General features: G+C 40.5%; 19 protein-coding genes. 17 read left to right on the top strand and 2 right to left on the bottom strand.

From position 1 onward, the window contains the following. Positions 1 to 164: 164 nt before the first annotated feature. Positions 165 to 299, top strand: coding sequence for a hypothetical protein (locus DOT_RS32460; RefSeq protein ID WP_282433471.1), 135 nt, complete (start codon positions 165 to 167; stop codon positions 297 to 299). Between the two features lie 172 nt (positions 300 to 471). After that, on the top strand, positions 472 to 1,695 hold the full coding sequence (gene pepT, locus DOT_RS17185) for a peptidase T (protein WP_009621419.1): 1,224 nt from the start codon (positions 472 to 474) through the stop codon (positions 1,693 to 1,695). A gap of 69 nt (positions 1,696 to 1,764) precedes the next feature. Here pepT and DOT_RS32455 read toward each other — a convergent pair whose 3' ends face one another. Further along, positions 1,765 to 1,893: a hypothetical protein gene (locus tag DOT_RS32455; protein WP_009621417.1), complete on the bottom strand. Its 129-nt coding sequence runs from the start codon at positions 1,891 to 1,893 to the stop codon at positions 1,765 to 1,767. Positions 1,894 to 2,203: 310 nt separating this feature from the next. On the opposite strand from DOT_RS32455, the gene DOT_RS17180 reads away from it, so the two are divergent. The 15 genes from DOT_RS17180 to DOT_RS17115 all read left to right on the top strand — a co-directional run bounded on the left by DOT_RS17180 (position 2,204) and on the right by DOT_RS17115 (position 16,653). Continuing rightward, entirely contained in the window at positions 2,204 to 2,578 is a 375-nt protein-coding gene (locus DOT_RS17180; RefSeq protein ID WP_009621415.1) for a hypothetical protein, read from the top strand. Positions 2,579 to 2,848: 270 nt separating this feature from the next. Continuing rightward, positions 2,849 to 3,163, top strand: a complete 315-nt coding sequence (locus DOT_RS17175) for a hypothetical protein (RefSeq protein WP_040412627.1) — start codon at positions 2,849 to 2,851, stop codon at positions 3,161 to 3,163. Positions 3,164 to 3,275: 112 nt separating this feature from the next. Then, positions 3,276 to 3,623: a YlbF family regulator gene (locus DOT_RS17170; protein ID WP_040412624.1), complete on the top strand. Its 348-nt coding sequence runs from the start codon at positions 3,276 to 3,278 to the stop codon at positions 3,621 to 3,623. 186 nt (positions 3,624 to 3,809) lie between these two features. Continuing rightward, positions 3,810 to 4,964, top strand: coding sequence for a class I SAM-dependent RNA methyltransferase (locus DOT_RS17165; protein ID WP_009621409.1), 1,155 nt, complete (start codon positions 3,810 to 3,812; stop codon positions 4,962 to 4,964). A gap of 273 nt (positions 4,965 to 5,237) precedes the next feature. Then, on the top strand, positions 5,238 to 6,128 hold the full coding sequence (locus DOT_RS17160) for a nitrate reductase gamma subunit (RefSeq protein WP_009621407.1): 891 nt from the start codon (positions 5,238 to 5,240) through the stop codon (positions 6,126 to 6,128). A 45-nt stretch (positions 6,129 to 6,173) separates the two neighbouring features. Continuing rightward, the gene (locus DOT_RS17155) at positions 6,174 to 7,790 is read left to right on the top strand and encodes a (Fe-S)-binding protein (RefSeq protein ID WP_009621405.1); all 1,617 of its coding nucleotides are present in this window, start codon (positions 6,174 to 6,176) and stop codon (positions 7,788 to 7,790) included. 487 nt (positions 7,791 to 8,277) lie between these two features. Continuing rightward, a complete protein-coding gene (locus DOT_RS30615) occupies positions 8,278 to 8,424 on the top strand; it encodes a hypothetical protein (protein WP_009621403.1) in 147 nt (48 codons plus the stop codon). 239 nt (positions 8,425 to 8,663) lie between these two features. Then, complete coding sequence (locus tag DOT_RS17150; protein WP_009621401.1) at positions 8,664 to 8,852, top strand: 4Fe-4S binding protein; 189 nt, start codon at positions 8,664 to 8,666, stop codon at positions 8,850 to 8,852. A gap of 33 nt (positions 8,853 to 8,885) precedes the next feature. Continuing rightward, complete coding sequence (dsrA, locus tag DOT_RS17145) at positions 8,886 to 10,109, top strand: dissimilatory-type sulfite reductase subunit alpha (RefSeq protein ID WP_009621399.1); 1,224 nt, start codon at positions 8,886 to 8,888, stop codon at positions 10,107 to 10,109. A 36-nt stretch (positions 10,110 to 10,145) separates the two neighbouring features. Then, positions 10,146 to 11,201, top strand: a complete 1,056-nt coding sequence (gene dsrB / locus DOT_RS17140; protein WP_009621397.1) for a dissimilatory-type sulfite reductase subunit beta — start codon at positions 10,146 to 10,148, stop codon at positions 11,199 to 11,201. 39 nt (positions 11,202 to 11,240) lie between these two features. After that, a complete protein-coding gene (locus tag DOT_RS17135) occupies positions 11,241 to 11,483 on the top strand; it encodes a hypothetical protein (RefSeq protein ID WP_009621395.1) in 243 nt (80 codons plus the stop codon). 191 nt (positions 11,484 to 11,674) lie between these two features. Continuing rightward, complete coding sequence (locus DOT_RS17130; protein ID WP_040412668.1) at positions 11,675 to 13,141, top strand: cobyrinate a,c-diamide synthase; 1,467 nt, start codon at positions 11,675 to 11,677, stop codon at positions 13,139 to 13,141. 511 nt (positions 13,142 to 13,652) lie between these two features. Next, positions 13,653 to 14,591 (top strand): LysR family transcriptional regulator, encoded by a 939-nt coding sequence (locus DOT_RS17125; protein WP_009621389.1) that lies wholly within the window; start codon positions 13,653 to 13,655, stop codon positions 14,589 to 14,591. Between the two features lie 56 nt (positions 14,592 to 14,647). Next, entirely contained in the window at positions 14,648 to 15,496 is an 849-nt protein-coding gene (locus DOT_RS17120; protein ID WP_040412618.1) for a nitrilase-related carbon-nitrogen hydrolase, read from the top strand. Between the two features lie 320 nt (positions 15,497 to 15,816). Then, positions 15,817 to 16,653 carry a VanW family protein gene (locus tag DOT_RS17115; protein WP_009621385.1) on the top strand — a complete coding sequence of 279 codons (837 nt, stop codon included), beginning with the start codon at positions 15,817 to 15,819 and terminating at the stop codon, positions 16,651 to 16,653. Positions 16,654 to 16,707: 54 nt separating this feature from the next. On the opposite strand, the gene DOT_RS17110 is transcribed toward DOT_RS17115, so the two are convergent. Beyond that, on the bottom strand, positions 16,708 to 17,016 hold the full coding sequence (locus DOT_RS17110; protein ID WP_009621383.1) for a zinc-ribbon domain containing protein: 309 nt from the start codon (positions 17,014 to 17,016) through the stop codon (positions 16,708 to 16,710). Positions 17,017 to 17,477 lie beyond the last annotated feature (461 nt).

Here is a 17,477-nt window from a genome sequence, read left to right as displayed (position 1 = left end):
TCTAACTTTAAACCTTTCTGATCGAGTCTTCTTAGTCGTTGTAAGCTGTCAGTTGTTAATAAAGTTTGGGGCAAGTCAAGTTTTTTAAAAGTTACATGATATCCGTACGACTGCAACATACTAACTATTGTGTTACTAAAAGTAGAGTTGACATGGAGGTAAGTATGAAAAAGACAGGAGAGATCCAAAAGCATACTAAAGGGCTTGCCAGTGCCAAGTATGATTCTAGAAGTGCGGAATTCAAACAAGCTCAGAAAAAAGCTAAAGAGGACATTGTGACCTCCGAAAATGAGAGTTAAGACTTCAAGACTAGGAAAAGCCTCAAGCCTATGGGCTTGAGGCCTAAATTTAGTTAAATAAGCAACTTAATTTAGACTTGGTTTATTTAGTTAGATGAATAATAAACTAAGCTTAGTTATGTGAAATTAAGATGGTTAAATGTAGTGCTGATAGATGTGGAGGATTGTATAAATGATGGACGTTACGGAAAGATTTTTGAAGTACGTTAAGTTTGATACTCAGTCAAATGAAGAGGAAACTGTCCCGATAACGCCTGGACAGATAGAGTTCGCCAAGGTTCTTGTTGAAGAATTAAAAACAATGGATTTGGAAGATATTTATTTGGATGAAAAGGGCTATGTAATGGCCTATTTGCCAGCCAATATAGATAAGGCAATGCCAGCACTCGGTTTTATTGCCCATCTAGACACCAGTCCCGATATGAGCGGTAAAGGAGTTAGGCCCCAAATCATTGAAGAATATGGCGGCCTGGACATTATTCTAAATCATGAGAAAAATATCATATTATCGCCGAGGGATTTTCCAGAACTCAAAAATTATCTGGGAAAAACACTAATCACAACAGATGGAACGACATTGCTAGGAGCAGATGATAAAGCCGGGGTTGCTGAAATTCTGACAGCAATAGATTACCTAAAAAAACATAGCGAGATTCCGCATGGTAAGATCTGCATCGCGTTTACACCAAATGAAGAGGTAGGGAGAGGCGCAGACCATTTTAATGTAGAAAGATTTGGAGCAGATTATGCGTATACAATCGATGGTGGGCCGATTGGAGAACTGGAATATGAAAATTTTAATGCCGCAGGAGCAAAAATCAGATTTCAAGGAAGAAATATCCATCCTGGTTCTGCAAAAGGAAAAATGATTAATGCTATCTTGCTAGCTCAGGAATTTATCGACCAGTTACCAAAGGATGAAACACCGGCAGAGACGGAGGGGTATGAAGGATTTTATCACATAACCAATATTCAAGGTGAAGTCGAAGAGGCCAAACTTCGTTATATCATACGGGATTTCGACTCAGTCTCATTTGTAAAAAGAAAAGAAAAAATGCTGCAAATTGCCGATGGAATCAATAATAAATACGGAAAAGATACGGTGACCATTGAGATAAAGGATCAATATTTTAATATGAAAGAGAAAATTGAACCGGTAAGACATATTGTGGATACTGCTTCAAAAGCGATGAAAGCCGTGGGCGTCGTTCCAGACATTCGTCCGATTCGAGGAGGAACTGATGGGGCAAGACTTTCCTACATGGGTTTACCTACCCCTAATATTTTTACTGGAGGACACAACTTTCACGGTAAATATGAATTCATTCCTACGTTTGCCATGGAAAAAGCAGTGGAGGTTATTCTGAAAATTATTGAGATGTACACCGAAAAATAGCGGTCAAAATTTATGTTATTTGTTTAGTAGGTTCGTGGAATGGAAACAAATTCGAAAAAGGGCCGGGTTTTAAACCCGGTCCTTGGAATTATTAGTAGCACTTGTAGGAACCTTTTTCTTGTCATTATCTGAATTGGCGCGGTTGTCATCTACATTGGCGGCATGGGTTCTTGATTTGTCAGTTCTTTTATTGCTCATCTATTCTATCTCCTTTCACAAATAAGTGGGTGTTTCTATTTCCCTTAGAGTTTCCCGAATTGGTTGATCTAATGCGCCCTTACTTCAGTCTAACAGTGGCCAGTTGCCCGTTACCCATTCGGATGCCCGCGGCTCTACTAGTCATAAATGAAAATACAATTGATATTACGAATTAAGTATGGTATAATGAAAAGATTAATAAATCGAATTCATCTTCGAAACAAGAGCAATATGACTAGCGGGATGACGTGCAGAATTCCCAATGGCTGTTGCTTGTTTTTATTTGAGACACTTTGAAAGGAGTCAAACAATGAGCGACAATATTTCTACCAATTCTAAAAACGAAACAATGGAGATTGCTAGGCTAATAATTGAGAGGTATTTGAAAAGACAGTTAAAAGAAACAGAGATTGTACACCACCTAAACGAGGTTAATGATGACGACAGAACTGCAAATCTAGCGGTGTTTATTGATAGTGCTCATCACGTGAAATTTCAAAAATCCAAAAGGAAGTCTCAGTATGTCCCTGAGGTTGGACGTACTAGAACAGCAATAGAAGCAAACATATTAGAAAAGTACGGCATAGTGTTTTATGGACCGTTATATACAAGTGATAGAGAGAGAATGCTTAAACAGCTAGCAGAACGAACAAAAAGAGAACTGGGCTTGCTTAGAAAAGCATAGGAGCTGTAAGATCCTTTACTGCTGAGTGTTCGTGGTCATTTACTAAATTTATGACTCTCACTTATTTCTTCCTCAAGACGGCCCAGAATGGGCCGTCTTTTTGGTACTATTAGAAAGTATAAGGGCAACTAGGCAGCCGCCTTCGCTAAGGCTTCTCCGCTGTGCTAACCCGTGCGAAGACGGTGTCTTCGGGCGTCAGCCAAGTTTTCTTTATATAATGAAAAGAAAATAACAGACCAGATTAAAGTGAAAATTAAAGGGGTTGTTAAAATGGTAAAAACGATAGGAGCATATGTCAACGTGGCACTTGCGGATTATGATGAGTCAATGAAAAACCATCTGGTTGAATTGTTGAAGGAATCATTACGAGAGCAAGCAACAGAATACATTTTCGAAAATACTTGGGAAGTGGCAGAAAATAAACGTAAACTTTATAAGAATGAGGATGGAGCACTATTGGAGATGCAAGAGGAAACGAACGGAGGCCTGTCGTCTTCACAAATCAGTGACCCAAGAGAAATACTTGAAATCATGACTGTCAGTCTTACTGTTAAAGTAGAAGGAAATTCTGAGAATAACATGTAAATTACTTGCACTTTATGCACTTTGCAAAATCTTATCTTTGGTTAAAAGGTAGACTGTTGGCAAAGAATAGGTAGTAGGAATCTTTGAATTTATTTAGGGAGGAATTATGGATATGGGCCAACTTGAGGAAATTATGCAAAAGAGCAGTGAGCTCGGTAAATCGATCGCTCACACAACCATTTATCAAGATTATAAGAAGGCAGAGTATGACCTGCTTCATAACTCGGAAGCTCGTAAGTTAATTGAAAATCTCCAGAAAATGAAGCAGGAACATCATGGCAAGCAAATGGCTGGAATTGAATTGAGTAAAGAAGAACAGAAGGCAATGGAAGATATGGAAAATCTCTGTATTAAAGATCCTCAAGTTCTATTAACTAATAATGCAAATACAAAGTTCCAAGAGTTTATGGAGCAGATATCGGCAAAAATCAAAGAAGGGATCAAAAGCGTCGACAAATAAACGAGGAGACGGGCTATGTTCTGTAATCAAAAGGCCTTAGCCTGTGAGCAACATTTACCCGTGTAATTTAAACTTGCCATTTAGTCTTATAGCACTTATGATAGTACAGGATACAGATTATATGCATATTATGCGGTCAATGTTGGTGCGCTTATACCGTCTAATATTTAGAGAGGTTGAATCCAAATGGCAAAAATTGAGCTGATTGCCACAGCCGCTTTTGGTTTGGAATCCATTGTCGCTCGTGAACTAAGAAAACTGGGGTATGATGAGTTAACTGTAGAAAATGGGAGAGTCTTGTTCACTACTGATGAGCTGGGAATTTGTCGAACAAATCTCTGGTTGCGTAGTTCTGATCGTGTTTTACTTAAAATGGGCTCATTCAAAGCTCGGACATTCGAAGAACTTTTTCAGCAAACAAAAGATTTACCCTGGGAAGACTGGCTTCCGGAAGATGCAAACTTTCCAGTCCAAGGAAAGTCCATAAAATCTCAGCTCTTTAGTGTTTCAGATTGTCAGGCCATTGTTAAAAAAGCGATTGTGGAACGCCTCAAAGCACGTTATGGTCGGAGTTGGTTTGAAGAAACGGGCCCGCGTTATCAGATCGAAGTTGCGCTTCTCAATGATACTGTAACGTTAACCATTGACACATCCGGATTGGGTTTGCACAAGCGCGGATATCGGCAACTTGCGGGACAAGCACCTCTTAAAGAAACTTTGGCTGCAGCTATGTTACAGCTGAGCTTCTGGAATAAAGAGCGTGCGTTGATAGATCCATTTTGCGGAACTGGAACTATTCCTATTGAAGCTGCTTTTATTGCCCAAAATCGAGCGCCTGGTCTCAAGCGCAGTTTCGCAGCAGAAAAATGGCCCAATATGTCTAAAGCACTTTGGCAAGAAGCCTGGCAGGAGGCACTCGATCTTTGGGATCGCAAAGTGTCATTGCACATCTATGGCTCAGATATTGATCCCAATGCTTTGACCTTAGCTCGCACACACGCCCTTCAGGCAGGGGTAGAAGATGTGCTTCACTTTCAGCGACTACCGGTCGCAGAAGTGCGCTCTAGGTTTAAATATGGGCATATGATTGCCAATCCACCCTATGGAGAGCGACTTGGAGATGTTAAAGAGGTCGAAGGGCTTTATCTTGAACTTGGTGAAACGTTTAATCGTTTGGAAAATTGGTCCTTGCATATGCTTACGACTCATCAATTCCCTGAACGATTAATCGGACGACGCTGGGACAAAAGCCGAAAGCTCTACACCGGAAGGCTTGAATGCCATTATTTTCAGTTCTTTGGTCCACGTCCACCACGGTTACCGTATCAAAACGAGCAATAAAAAAGAAAGTCTTTTACCAGTAATATGCGTAGAAGACTCTCTCTTTTAGATTTTGTGGCCTGACCATTCGACCGTTGGCAGAAAGTTTTGAGGACATAGAATTCTTTATAAATTCCGTTTTTTCAATGTTATAATAAATTGACAATTGCTTGAATTCGCAAAATTCACTATCAAATTATGCGATGGCTTGATAGGAAAGGGAAATTTTACAAGCCTAATAAACTAACTTAGACTATATAATGACTATAAGAACAATGAAGGAGGTTGACAATTTTGTATCTAAGTGTTATTGCTTATCTTTCCATACTCCTTTTTGTAGGAATATCTGTTTATAAGGTCTATCGATTCGCCAAAATGCCTATGCACGGACGAATGGAACTCTATCCTTTGCCCAAAGAAATGGGGTTTGAACATGGGGGGTCTTTCTACGAGGAAGTTTCATGGTGGAGTAAACCTCATAAAGTCTCCCACGTGAGAGAGATTAAAGAAATGTTAAAAGAAATTTTATTTATTAAGAAGCTATTTGAAAATCAACGTCCTTTTTGGTGGATTTCTTACGCTTTGCACTTAGGGATATACCTTATAATGGCCTGGACAATGTTATTGGTGGTAGGAGCCATTACTGAACTCAACGGGATTGTCGTAGCAGCTAACAGTCTTAGTATTTGGGGTCTGTTGGTTTTTCATTTGTCCACTATTACAGGACATTTAGGACTTCTTTTGGGTACCTTGGGTGCTGGGTTGTTGATCCTTCGTCGGTTGTTCGATAATACCCTGAAAAAATACACCACACCTCAAGAGTATTTTAATCTTTTACTTATTTTTGCGGCCCTTGTCACTGGGATTCTGGTATGGTCCAGTGATTTATCCTTTCATTTTGCCAGAGAAGTGACCGCTAAACTTATTAGTTTCACGCCATTTGAAGCTAGTACCCTATTAACGGTTCATGTGATATTAGTTGGAATTATGTTAATTTATATTCCTATCAGCAAGATGAGTCACTATGTGGGGAAATATTTCACTTTCCATACGGTTCTTTGGGATAATAGACCTAATCTTAAAGGGAGCTCAGTTGAGCAAGAGATTAAGAAGGCGTCAGCTGTCCGTCCATCCACCACTTGGTCAGCCCCTCATATGAAGCCCCCTGCCTCACCTAAGATGTAGATGTAATTTTTGAGTGTTAACTTCTGGAAAGAGGAGAGCAAAAATATGTTAAATCAAAAAGACTTACGTCCCAAAGATTTGGGTCGTTCGGACGAGCAGTTGATCAAACTCGAACCCAATCAACTAATGCCTTTGCTGCCACCGTATGATAAACCTGGAATGGAGCCTGCTTTAACTGACCCTAAGCCTGCATGGAGAGAAAAATACTGTACTTCTTTAGATGGTTATGTTGGCATAGACACCTTAACTCGTCCGAAAACCAAAGAAGAAGAAGATGAATTTGTTCGCAAGTTTCTCACTGGTTTAGAAAAAATATTTACTGACGCCAATAATGGAGTGCTGCAACCTCTGTTATTATCCTTTGATTACTGTGCAAAATGCGATACTTGTTCGGCTGCCTGTCATATCTACGAAGCGTCAGGAAAAAATGAATTATATCGACCAATATTCCGTTCTGAGGTTCTGAGAAAAATTGTTAAGAAGTACTTTACCACCAGCGGTAAACTATTAGGCGGTTTTGTTGGGGCAGATATTGATGTGAACTGGGAAACAATCGCCCGATTGGGAGAATTAGCCTATCGTTGCAATCTTTGTCGTCGTTGTGCTCAGACCTGTCCACTGGGTTTAGATAATGCCATTCTATCCAAAGAAATTCGCAAGATTTTCAGTCAAGAGTTGGGAATAGCTCCGACTCCGCTCCATGCAAAAGGTACGGTGAATCAGCTCACTACTGGTTCCTCTACAGGTTTAGGTAAACCAGCTTTTTTAGACACGCTTGAGTTTTTAGAAGAGGATACCGAAGAGAAATTTGGCATTAAGCTTAAATTTCCAGTAGACAAAAAAGGCGCAGACATCCTGCTGTTCCATAATGCGGGAGAGTTTATTGCTTGGCCGGAAAACCCGGTTGCCTTTGCCATTCTCTTTGATGCTGCTGGTTTAAATTGGACACTCAGCAGTGATATCATAGGATATGATAGTGTCAACTATGGGATTTGGTATGATGATGCTATGGCCAAAAAGGTTGCTTTAATGCAAATGAAAGCAGCCAAAGACTTAGGCGTCAACCGAATGGTGATGGCAGAGTGTGGTCATGCCCATAAAGCTTCAGCTGTTGTAGCTGACCGAATGGCCTTAAGTGATATGAAGGTACCTGTGGAGAGCTGTCTGCCTATTCTCTGGGAAATGGTTAAGAATAAGACTATTAAATTTGATCCAAGTAAAAACAACTTTCCGGTAACCCTTCACGATCCTTGTAATGTGGTGCGACAAATGGGAATTGTTCAGCCTCAACGGGATGTTTTGAAAGCTATCTGTCCTCAGTTTAGGGAGATGACTCCACATGGTGTAGAAAACTACTGCTGTGGTGGGGGAAGTGGTTTCGCCATTATGAATTACTTGAATTTCCCTCAATTCAGAGATTCAGTGGCTTCTCGCATGAAGTTTAACCAAATTCTGGGAGCCTTTCAGGGGGTCATGGAAAATACCTCAATTCCCAAATATATCTGTGCTCCTTGCTCTAACTGCAAAGGAGCAATGCGGGCAATTCTGGAACATTATGACGCTACTGAAAAATTCAACCTTCAGTATGGTGGCTTAGTTGAACTTATGGTAAATGCAATGGTAAGTTTGAAAAAACCTTTCTTTGAGTTTTTAGAAGAATAGTTAAAACTAATAATTTTTATAAGAGGACCATTTCAGGATGTCTGAAACGGTCCTCTTTATGTTTAATTTAAATTTACAATTATTAACTAAATATAAAATCAAGAAATAGTTTGAGGTCATGGTTATCCTGTGTTAAAATAATAACAAACTTAATATTAGCGCATACAGATCATATGATAGGAGTTTATGCATTCTATGTGCTAATTAAAGAAACATCCGTTCGCATCCCCGTGTATAATGTCGAGGCACTGGGTGAGGAGAAGTAGCATGCAAATATTACGATTGCATCCTCTTATGACACAGCTATTGACGTACGCATCCATGCTCCTACAACGTTAGAAAACATTCTTTGGGGGGAAACAGAGGTGATCTCAGCTGAAGCTGTTGTGAGGCCGCTTATGGGCGGGAGAAGGCTCTGCCTTTTGATGTCCGTGAGTCGGAGGAAGCGAAGAATAGTCCTTGATCCAGCGGGAGACTATGATCTTCTATGTTAGAAGAACTTCGAGATCATTGGGAGGAAATACCGAAGGACATTCCTGTTACTACCTGTGGTTTGGGAATTCGAGGATATAAGTGGCTTGGATGTTCAGAGGAAAAGGATTTGCTAAGTAACTCTTCTCGAGGAAGGACTTAATCGTTGAAGTGGTTTCTTCATATAAGTATTGTTTATCAAATTCATAATCTGATTTCTAGATAGTTCAATCAGGATTATATATTGTACGAATAGAACGCAAGGTGTTAAATTAAGGACATGGACTAGTGTTAATTTACACAAGAAGAAATCTATCTTTCCAAATTGTTCAACATTCAATATTTAATTTTTAATATTCAATGTTTGATTATTCTCTTTAGTAGTTTAAGGAGGTGTAATTTGTGTTTATCGTGACAATTGATGAAGATCAGTGCTCAGGATGCAACTCTTGTACTGAAGGATGCCCAGCCCACCTGCTTGGCTTTAGTGATGACAAGGCTCATGTAACCGGTGATGAATCGGAGTGCATGGGCTGTGAAAGCTGCATCGCGGTTTGTCCTACGGGTGCCATCAGTATTTCTGAAATGTAAGAAATCCATTAACTTGAAGACGGAGGGTGTGCCATGACAGAAAAGAAAACGCCTTTACTAGACGAACTAGAAAAAGGTAAGTGGCCCAGTTTTGTTACTGAAATTAAACGGGCTGCGGCAAAAAATGCAGCTTCAGCTGAGTTGCTACAAGTCTTGGAAAGATCCTATGCTGAGCGCAGAGGACACTGGAAACATGGTGGGATCGTTGGAGTTAGAGGTTACGGCGGTGGTGTAATTGGCCGTTATGTTGATGAGCCTGAAACCTACCCGAACGTAGCTGAGTTTCATACTGTCCGTATTAATCAACCATCGGGCTTTTTTTACAACACAAAAACGCTTCGTACAATTTGTGATCTTTGGGAGAAACATGGTAGTGGCTTGACGAATATGCATGGTTCAACTGGTGATATTATTCTCCTAGGTTGTAAGACAGAGCATATTCAACCGATTTTTGACGATTATAGCGAAGCTGGCTTCGACTTAGGTGGATCAGGGTCCTGCTTAAGAACAACTAACTGTTGTGTTGGACCAGGTCGTTGTGAATTTGCTTGTTATGATACACTGGAAGCATGTTACAATATTACGAATGAATTTATGGATGAGCTCCATCGTCCAATGTGGCCTTACAAGAGCAAAATTAAATTCTCCGGTTGTGCCAATGACTGCACTGGCTCAATTGCCCGCTCTGACTGCTCAGTAATTGGAACTTGGCGCGATTCTTTAATCATTGATCAAGAAGCTGTTAAAGAATATGCAGCAAAAGGTTATGATATTCAAGGCTTAGTCTGTGACAAATGTCCTACTAAGTGCCTGACTTTCAATAAAGAAACCCAAGAACTTTCAGTAGTTGCTGAAGATTGCACACGTTGTATGCATTGTATCAATAAGATGCCAAAAGCTATTAAAGCAGGCAAAGAGAAAGGTGCTACAATTTTAATCGGTGGTAAATCCACAATCGTTCAGTCAGCATTCATGTCTTGGGTTATTGTTCCGTTCATGAAAATGGAAGCGGAAGATGATTATGAGGAATTCAAAGATCTCATGCGCCGTATCTGGGAGTGGTGGGATGAGAACGGGAAAACTCGTGAACGTATTGGGGAAACAATTTACCGTTTAGGAATGACCAATTTCCTCAAGGGAATTGAAGTTGCTCCTGTACCGCAGATGGTCTTCCGCCCACGTGCTAACCCATATGTCTTCTGGGATCAAGATCAGATTGACAAATCCGGGACTGCACTAGATGGATCTGCTCTATAAATTCTAAATAAAGTAGCTAACGAGAGGTGGATAATAATGGCAAAATTGGACCAAGGACCTCCTAATTATAAAGAAATGCTTCCCCCGGTTATTGTTGAAAACTATGGTAAATGGAAGTATCACGAGATCCCACGTGCAGGCGTGCTCAAACATGTTGGTGAAGCTAGCACACTTTATAGTGTAAGGGTGGGTACTCCTCGTTTGGTCAGTATTGATTTTATTCGCGATGTTTGTGCAATAGCTGATGAATATTGTGATGGATTCCTTCGCTGGACAACCCGTAACAACATTGAGTTTTTACTATCTGACGAAGCGAAAGTTAACCCGCTGATCGAAACTTTAGCAGCTAAAGGTTTTGCTGTTGGAGGAACAGGAGAATCAATCAGCAATATCATTCACACTCAAGGATGGGTACACTGTCACACTCCAGCAACTGATGCTTCAGGCGTAGTTAAAGCTGTAATGGATGATTTATATGAGTATTTTGAATCCATGAAACTTCCTGCAAAATTAAAAATGGGTTTGGCCTGCTGCTTAAACATGTGTGGATCAACCCACTGCAGTGACATCGGCATTGTCGGTGTTCACCGGACTCCTCCTCGGATTGACCATGATAAAATTCGTAAAGGCACTGAAATTCCAAGCCTTGTAGCCAGTTGCCCGACCGGAGCTATTCGTCCCGATCCGAAGAACAAGAGCGTTGTCGTAAACGAAGATAAATGTATGTATTGCGGTAACTGCTACACGATGTCTCCTGCAATGGAAATTTATGATGCTAAAAATGACGGCATAGCGATTCTTATCGGCGGAAAAGTTTCTAATGCCCGTTCGGCACCTAGTTTTTCCCGTATGGTTATTCCGTTCCTGCCTAATACTGCTCCTCGTTGGCCTGAAACAACTGAAGCAATCCGCAAAATCATTGAGCTTTGGATTGCTAATGCTAATAAGGGAGAACGTATTGGAGAATGGGTTGAGCGGATTGGTTGGGAAAAATTCTTTGCTATGGCAGAACTTCCATTCTCAGATATGTTGATCGACGATTATATTTTCTCCAGAGAAACCTTCCGTACGTCGGCAGCATTTAAGTATTAAATCTGAGTTCAATCTTAAATGAGAAAGCTGGTATTTTAAATGGCAAAAGGACCTGCTAGACCCGAAGTTAAAGCGAAAGTACTTGAATATCTCGCTAAAGTGCAAAAAGCTAAAAGTAGAGATGTCGCTGTTGCCATAGGCGAGACAAAGAGCGATGTGGATAACGCAGTTAAAGAACTTACTGCGGAAGATCTGGTTGAATACCTTTATATTACGACAACATTCATTTGCTTAAAAGGCAAAGTCCAAACTCCAGGCGATTTCGATGCTGATAAAGAGTAAACTCATCACTTCTGGATGGACATGCCGTAAATAGAATGAAACCTTCCGATGTACTTGCTATTGACCATCCTTTAGGTCCAATGCTCCTGTTTCTGCCGATTCGAATAAATCTGCATGATAGGGTACGGACACAGGATGGTCAATTGTTTTCATTCTATTCAACTCAAAAACTCCAAGAAAGGTGTGGGGTTATGTTACCATGGACTGATACGCATCAACAGAGTACTAATAATGTCCCTCGCTTAGTAATTGGAGCACCTCATGGACGGAGCGGGAAAACAACGTTTACTTTAGGGTTGCTTAGAGCGTTTGCCCGGCAGGGAATTGCAGTTCAACCTTTTAAGAAGGGCCCTGACTATATCGACGCGAGTTGGCATACGGCTGCAGCGGGATGCACTTGCCGTAACCTTGATTCTTTTTTTATGAAGAAACAGGAAATATGCAGTTCCGTAGCAAGTCAATCTTTAGACAAAAAGATTAGTATCATTGAAGGTGCAATGGGGCTATATGATGGTTTGGACTTACTGGGAAGCAGTTCAACAGCTGAAATTGCTAAAATAACCCGTTCGCCAGTGCTATTAGTAGTAGATGCTACTCGAATGACTCGTAGCACTGCAGCTATGGTGATGGGTTATCAGCATTTTGACCCAGATGTACAAATTATAGGTGTAGTTTTGAATAAAGTAGCACGTGCCCGCCATGTGAAGATAGCTCGTGAAGCTATTGAAGAGTTTTGTAAAATCCCTGTAGTGGGCGCGATTCCTAAGGACGTCAACCTATGTATTCCTGATCGACATCTTGGACTTGTTACAAATGGTGAAATGGCTGAAACTGATAAGTTGCTGGATTATCTTGCGGATGTTATATGTGAACATGTGGACTTACCCAAAATCTTAACTCTGGCTCGGTGTGCTCCTGAGCTTCCTCAGTTTGCGGAGACTCAGCTTCCTAACTTAGCCAAATTTATAAATAGAAATAAGGGTTGTACACCTAAAATCGGAATTATTCAGGACGCGGCTTTCAGTTTTTACTATCCTGAAAACTTGGAAGCCTTAAAAAGCATGGGGGCGGATCTCGTTTCCATAAGCGCTCTGTTAGATAGTCAACTCCCGGAAGACTTAGACGGACTCTACATTGGAGGAGGATTTCCTGAGGTATTTGCTGCTGAGCTGGAAGAAAATAAAGTATTGCGCGAGGAAATCAAACGAGTTGGCGAAAAGGGACTACCCATTTACGCCGAGTGTGGTGGTCTTATGTATCTGGGTCGCTCAATTCGGACCCCATCTCAAAGTTTTGAGATGGTTGGTTTGCTGCCCTTTGATACTCAGATGGAAAGAAAACCTCAAGGGCATGGGTATACGCTTATGGAAGCCAATCCGGGTCAACCTTGGTTTGAAGAGAAAGCTGAAATTAGGGGACATGAGTTTCATAATTCACGGATTATTAACTTGGCCGATGATGTAAAGTTTGGTTTAACAGTTAAACGTGGGCACGGGATTGATGGTCAGCATGACGGAATTAGTTATAAGAACGTTTTCGCTGCCTATAATCATATTCACGCTCTAGGTTGTCCCGAATGGGCAGAGTACATGGTTAAATTAGCGACTAGTTATCGTCAGGCTAAATGGGCTCAGATAGATAAGGTAGCGGGACAATAAGCTGTGGGTGGTCTTTTTATTATTAGCTTGTATTCTGATTGTTTTCTGGAGAAAGAAGAATATGACCATTATAAAAGCCTTCCTGACGGAAGGCTTTTTATTATGGCCAAAACTTTATCTGATACGACAATTATAGACGACAATTATATTAAGACGAAAATAGATGAATAAAGGTTTTTCGTCATTTTTTTGAAAAGAAAGAGTGCTTGCCTAGCGGAAACCTTCCACTGATGGTATGATAAGGATATACAATGTACATTCTGTATTAATTATATTTCCAGAGTACATGTAAACTCCTTTAGACTACGTTTCCCGTATGATAAACATTCCTTTTTAAGGACATGATAATCTAGTTTAAGAATAAAGACTATTTTATTAGGAAAACATGTGCTTTGATTAAACATTGCTTAAGATCGATAGGCAAATCAGGGGTTTCGTTATAATAAGTTTCTCTGGAAGGTGAACTATTAGGTGCCAATGGAGTGTGCTATTGGAAGGGAGATACATCATCATGGAACAACACTTTCTTGTGTTCAAAGAGGTTGCAGAAACCAAAAACATTACCTTATCAGCTAAGAAACTGCATATGAGCCAGCCCAGTATTAGTTTGCAGATTCAGAATCTGGAAAATCAATATGGTGCTCGATTTTTTGATCGTACTAATAAAGGGGTTACTTTAACTAAAGAGGGGCAAATCTTTTATGCTCATGTTCGGAGTGTCTTAGATCTTCTATCGAATGCCAAAGAGCAGATCAGTGCTCTAGCAAAAGATCAAAGAGGTTTGATTTATCTCGGTGCGACTTTAACGATTGGGGAATATATTCTTCCTAATATTCTAGCGTTTTTGTATAAGACACATCCCGATGTTGATTTCAAGGTAAAAATAGCTAACACAGAGTCCATCTCCCAAGATGTTTTAGAGAAGAAAATACATATTGGTCTAATTGAAGGGCCAGTCCCCCGTCACAAGGATCTTAATGTGGAGAGCTTCTGGGAAGACGAGTTAGTAGTCGTCATACCATATTTTCACCCTTGGGCGTCAAGGAACAGCATTACCCTGGCTGAACTCCCTCATGAACGCTTGGTCACCAGAGAGGATGGTTCTGGTACACGTAAGGTGATGGAGATGGCCCTGAAAGAGAGAGGGCTTGACCCAGAACAATTGAATGTAACGATGGAATTGGGAAGTACTCAGGCGATTAAACAATTGGTCTCTGCAGGACTTGGAATAACAATTATTTCTTCTTTAACTGTCAGTCGTGAATGCGATCAAAAAATATTTAAAATATTAAAGATCCAAGATTCACCTATTTATAGACCTCTCAGTATTCTCACCAATGCTCGAACCACTCAAACTAAAGACGAGCGACTCTTAATCAACTTACTTCATGATCATAGATTGCTAACGGATGTTTTAAGTAAGGATTATAGTGATTCAGAGGATTTTTAATTAAGCTATTTTCATAGTTTGTTATTGAGTAGTAGGGAAGGACGAGGACAAAAAATATGAAAACTGACTGCCGGATTGGACTCGTTCAGATGGAATCCAGAGTTGGAGAAACTGAACGCAATTTCCAAACAATTACTCGTTTAGCTGAGGTGGCGCAAAAGCAGGAAGTCTCCCTGTTGTGCTTTCCAGAATGCGCCTTAGATGGTTATTCACCACAATACGCATCAGAAATGGGCGATACACTGGATAGTACATGGGTTGGTCAGTTAAGAGAGTGCTCACAAGATTTAGGGATCACACTTTTGGTTGGGATGGTTGAACAAAGAAAGGGTCAGAACAAGCCCTATATATCACATGTTATCTTAACTCCGAATGAGGAACCCAACGTTTATCGTAAAGCACATTTGGGCCGGAGCGAATTGGAATATTTTACTCCAGGAGATGAGTTTCCGATTTTTTCAGCTCATGGGACGACATTCGCAGTGGGTATCTGCTGGGACTGGCATTTCCCTGAAATGGCAGCAATCTATTCACTCAAAGGGGCAGAAGTCTTGTTTGCTCCACATGCTTCTCCCTTGGTAGCAGGTGATCGAAAAGAAATTTGGTTACGTTATCTTGGAGCACGAGCATATGATAATTCTGTTTACCTTGGAGCGTGCAATTTGATAGGAAGTAACGGGAGAACTAAGGAATTCAGTGGAGGGGCTCTAGTTATTGGACCTAAAGGGGAGTTGGTTAATCAATCTTCTGTAAATGAAGAAGGAATACTTCCTGCTACCCTGTTAGCCGATCGGATTAATCATATACGTCGTCCAGATCGTACCTCGATGCGAGATAGCTTTTTTCTGGCAGATCGTCGCAAGGAGCTTTATCAAGAACTAATTGAACTGGACATTAATAGATAAATTAAAGGCAACAAAGGATTAACTATTTACAAAAGTTGAATCATAGAAAAACCTTCAGTCCACTTGGATTGGAGGTTTTTCTATGATTCTTTACATCTGAGTAGCATGTTAAGTGATGAAACTGCCAAAATATCCTCATTTTGAGAAAAACAGCAGGAATATAAATAATATTTCGCGAAACAAGTAGACATCAGAGAGTCTAACTGTAAACGAATCTATTCTTAATAAGTTACAATTTATCTACGTATATAGAGTCTCACTAGTATAGATAGGTAAAGATTCACTCCTACAATATATTCGATTTAATATGGAGGGAAAATATGGGTATAAAAACTCCCCATCAGTCTGAACGGCCAGCCAATCGTTCCAACTTGCGGGTTTTCTTAGGAAAGTTATACTTTACCTGGCGTCGCTACATTAAATGGTTCTTTTATAAATCAATTAAATACGCAACAACAATCCAGAATTCTCATCTTCCTCATTTAGCTGCGAAACATAGCACACCATTATATCGAAAGCTTCGTAACGTTGACATGTGGCTCCAAGAAAACAAGGTAACCAACTTGAGATTGGCTTCTGAAAGAATCAATGGAATAATTATCAGACCAGGAGAATCGTTTTCTTTTTGGCGATTGATTGGTAAACCTACTGAGGCAAGAGGGTTCAGGGAAGGGATGGTTCTTTTAAACGGATCATTTGTACCAGGGGTGGGCGGTGGGCTCTGTCAGCTTTCAAATCTGATCTATTGGATGACTCTGCACACATCATTAACGGTTACAGAACGGTGGAGACATACACACGATGTGTTTCCTGATACAAACCGCACACAGCCCTTCGGGAGTGGCGCGACTGTTGTCTACAATTACATCGATCTTCAAATAAAGAACAACACCTCGCAAGATTATCAACTGTTGGTATCGGTTGGCGACTATGAGCTTCACGGCGAATTGAGATGTGGTCAACCCTGCTCGCGAAAATACGAAGTGTATCAAAGCAATCATTTGATAGCTCAGGAATGGTGGGGAGGATATATGCGCCATAATATTGTTAGGCGTAGAATCTTTGACCTCAACAATAGCCTGATCGGTGATGATTTTATTACCGAGAACCATGCCATCATGATGTATGAGCCTTTGTTGGCAGGATCAAGCGAATAAATAAAAAACCTTCCCAGGCATTTAGCCAGGGAAGGTTTTTTTCATAAATACGACTTACCAATTGTTGCGAGCACGTGGTTGATAGCAGTCACGGCAATAAACAGGTTTGTCACCAGAAGGTTGGAAAGGCACTGTGGTTTCTTTTCCACAAGTAGCACAAATAGCGGGGAACATCTCACGTGGTTGACGAGAATATCCACCGCCACCGCTATTCCTATTTTGTTCTTTTCTGGCAGCGCGACATTCAGGGCAACGGCCAGGCTCATTGGTAAACCCTTTTTCTGCATAAAACTCCTGTTCGGATGCTGTAAATTCAAAATCACGACCGCAGTCTTTGCAACTTAAAATCTTGTCATTAAACATAAACAAACCTCCACAATTTTATTACCCGCTACATGGGAAGTTCAGAAAAATCTTCCCAAGCCGTAGGCAATCGAGAAGGTTCGTAAAATCCACAAGTACTCCGAGCATCTTAATTATAACGAAACAATTAAGAATAGTCAATCGTTTATACCGAAATTCGAACATATTTTCCAACTATACCCATTGAAAGCAGTCGTTATGGTATTATAAGGAAATCGTATTGGCCATAAATAAAGTAAAGCAATATAGCATATCAATAAGCCATATAGACAGTTCGCAGTTTTGGCGAGATGGGGGATGAGGAAAATGGAAGACTTTGATATTCAGACACTACCAGATCGTATTTTGGGCATGCAGAAACTTGAGGCCTTATTCAACCAGAAAGGTTATTTAATCTGTCAGTCTTCTGGAAAGAGAATATATAACTTTGATGAGGTTGCAACGATTTTCATTCCACTTAG

This window comes from Desulfosporosinus sp. OT (genome assembly GCF_000224515.1).
In the GTDB taxonomy this organism is placed as follows: domain Bacteria; phylum Bacillota; class Desulfitobacteriia; order Desulfitobacteriales; family Desulfitobacteriaceae; genus Desulfosporosinus.
Note: the sequence above shows the minus strand (reverse complement) of the source record. Positions and strands in the feature narration are given on the sequence as shown.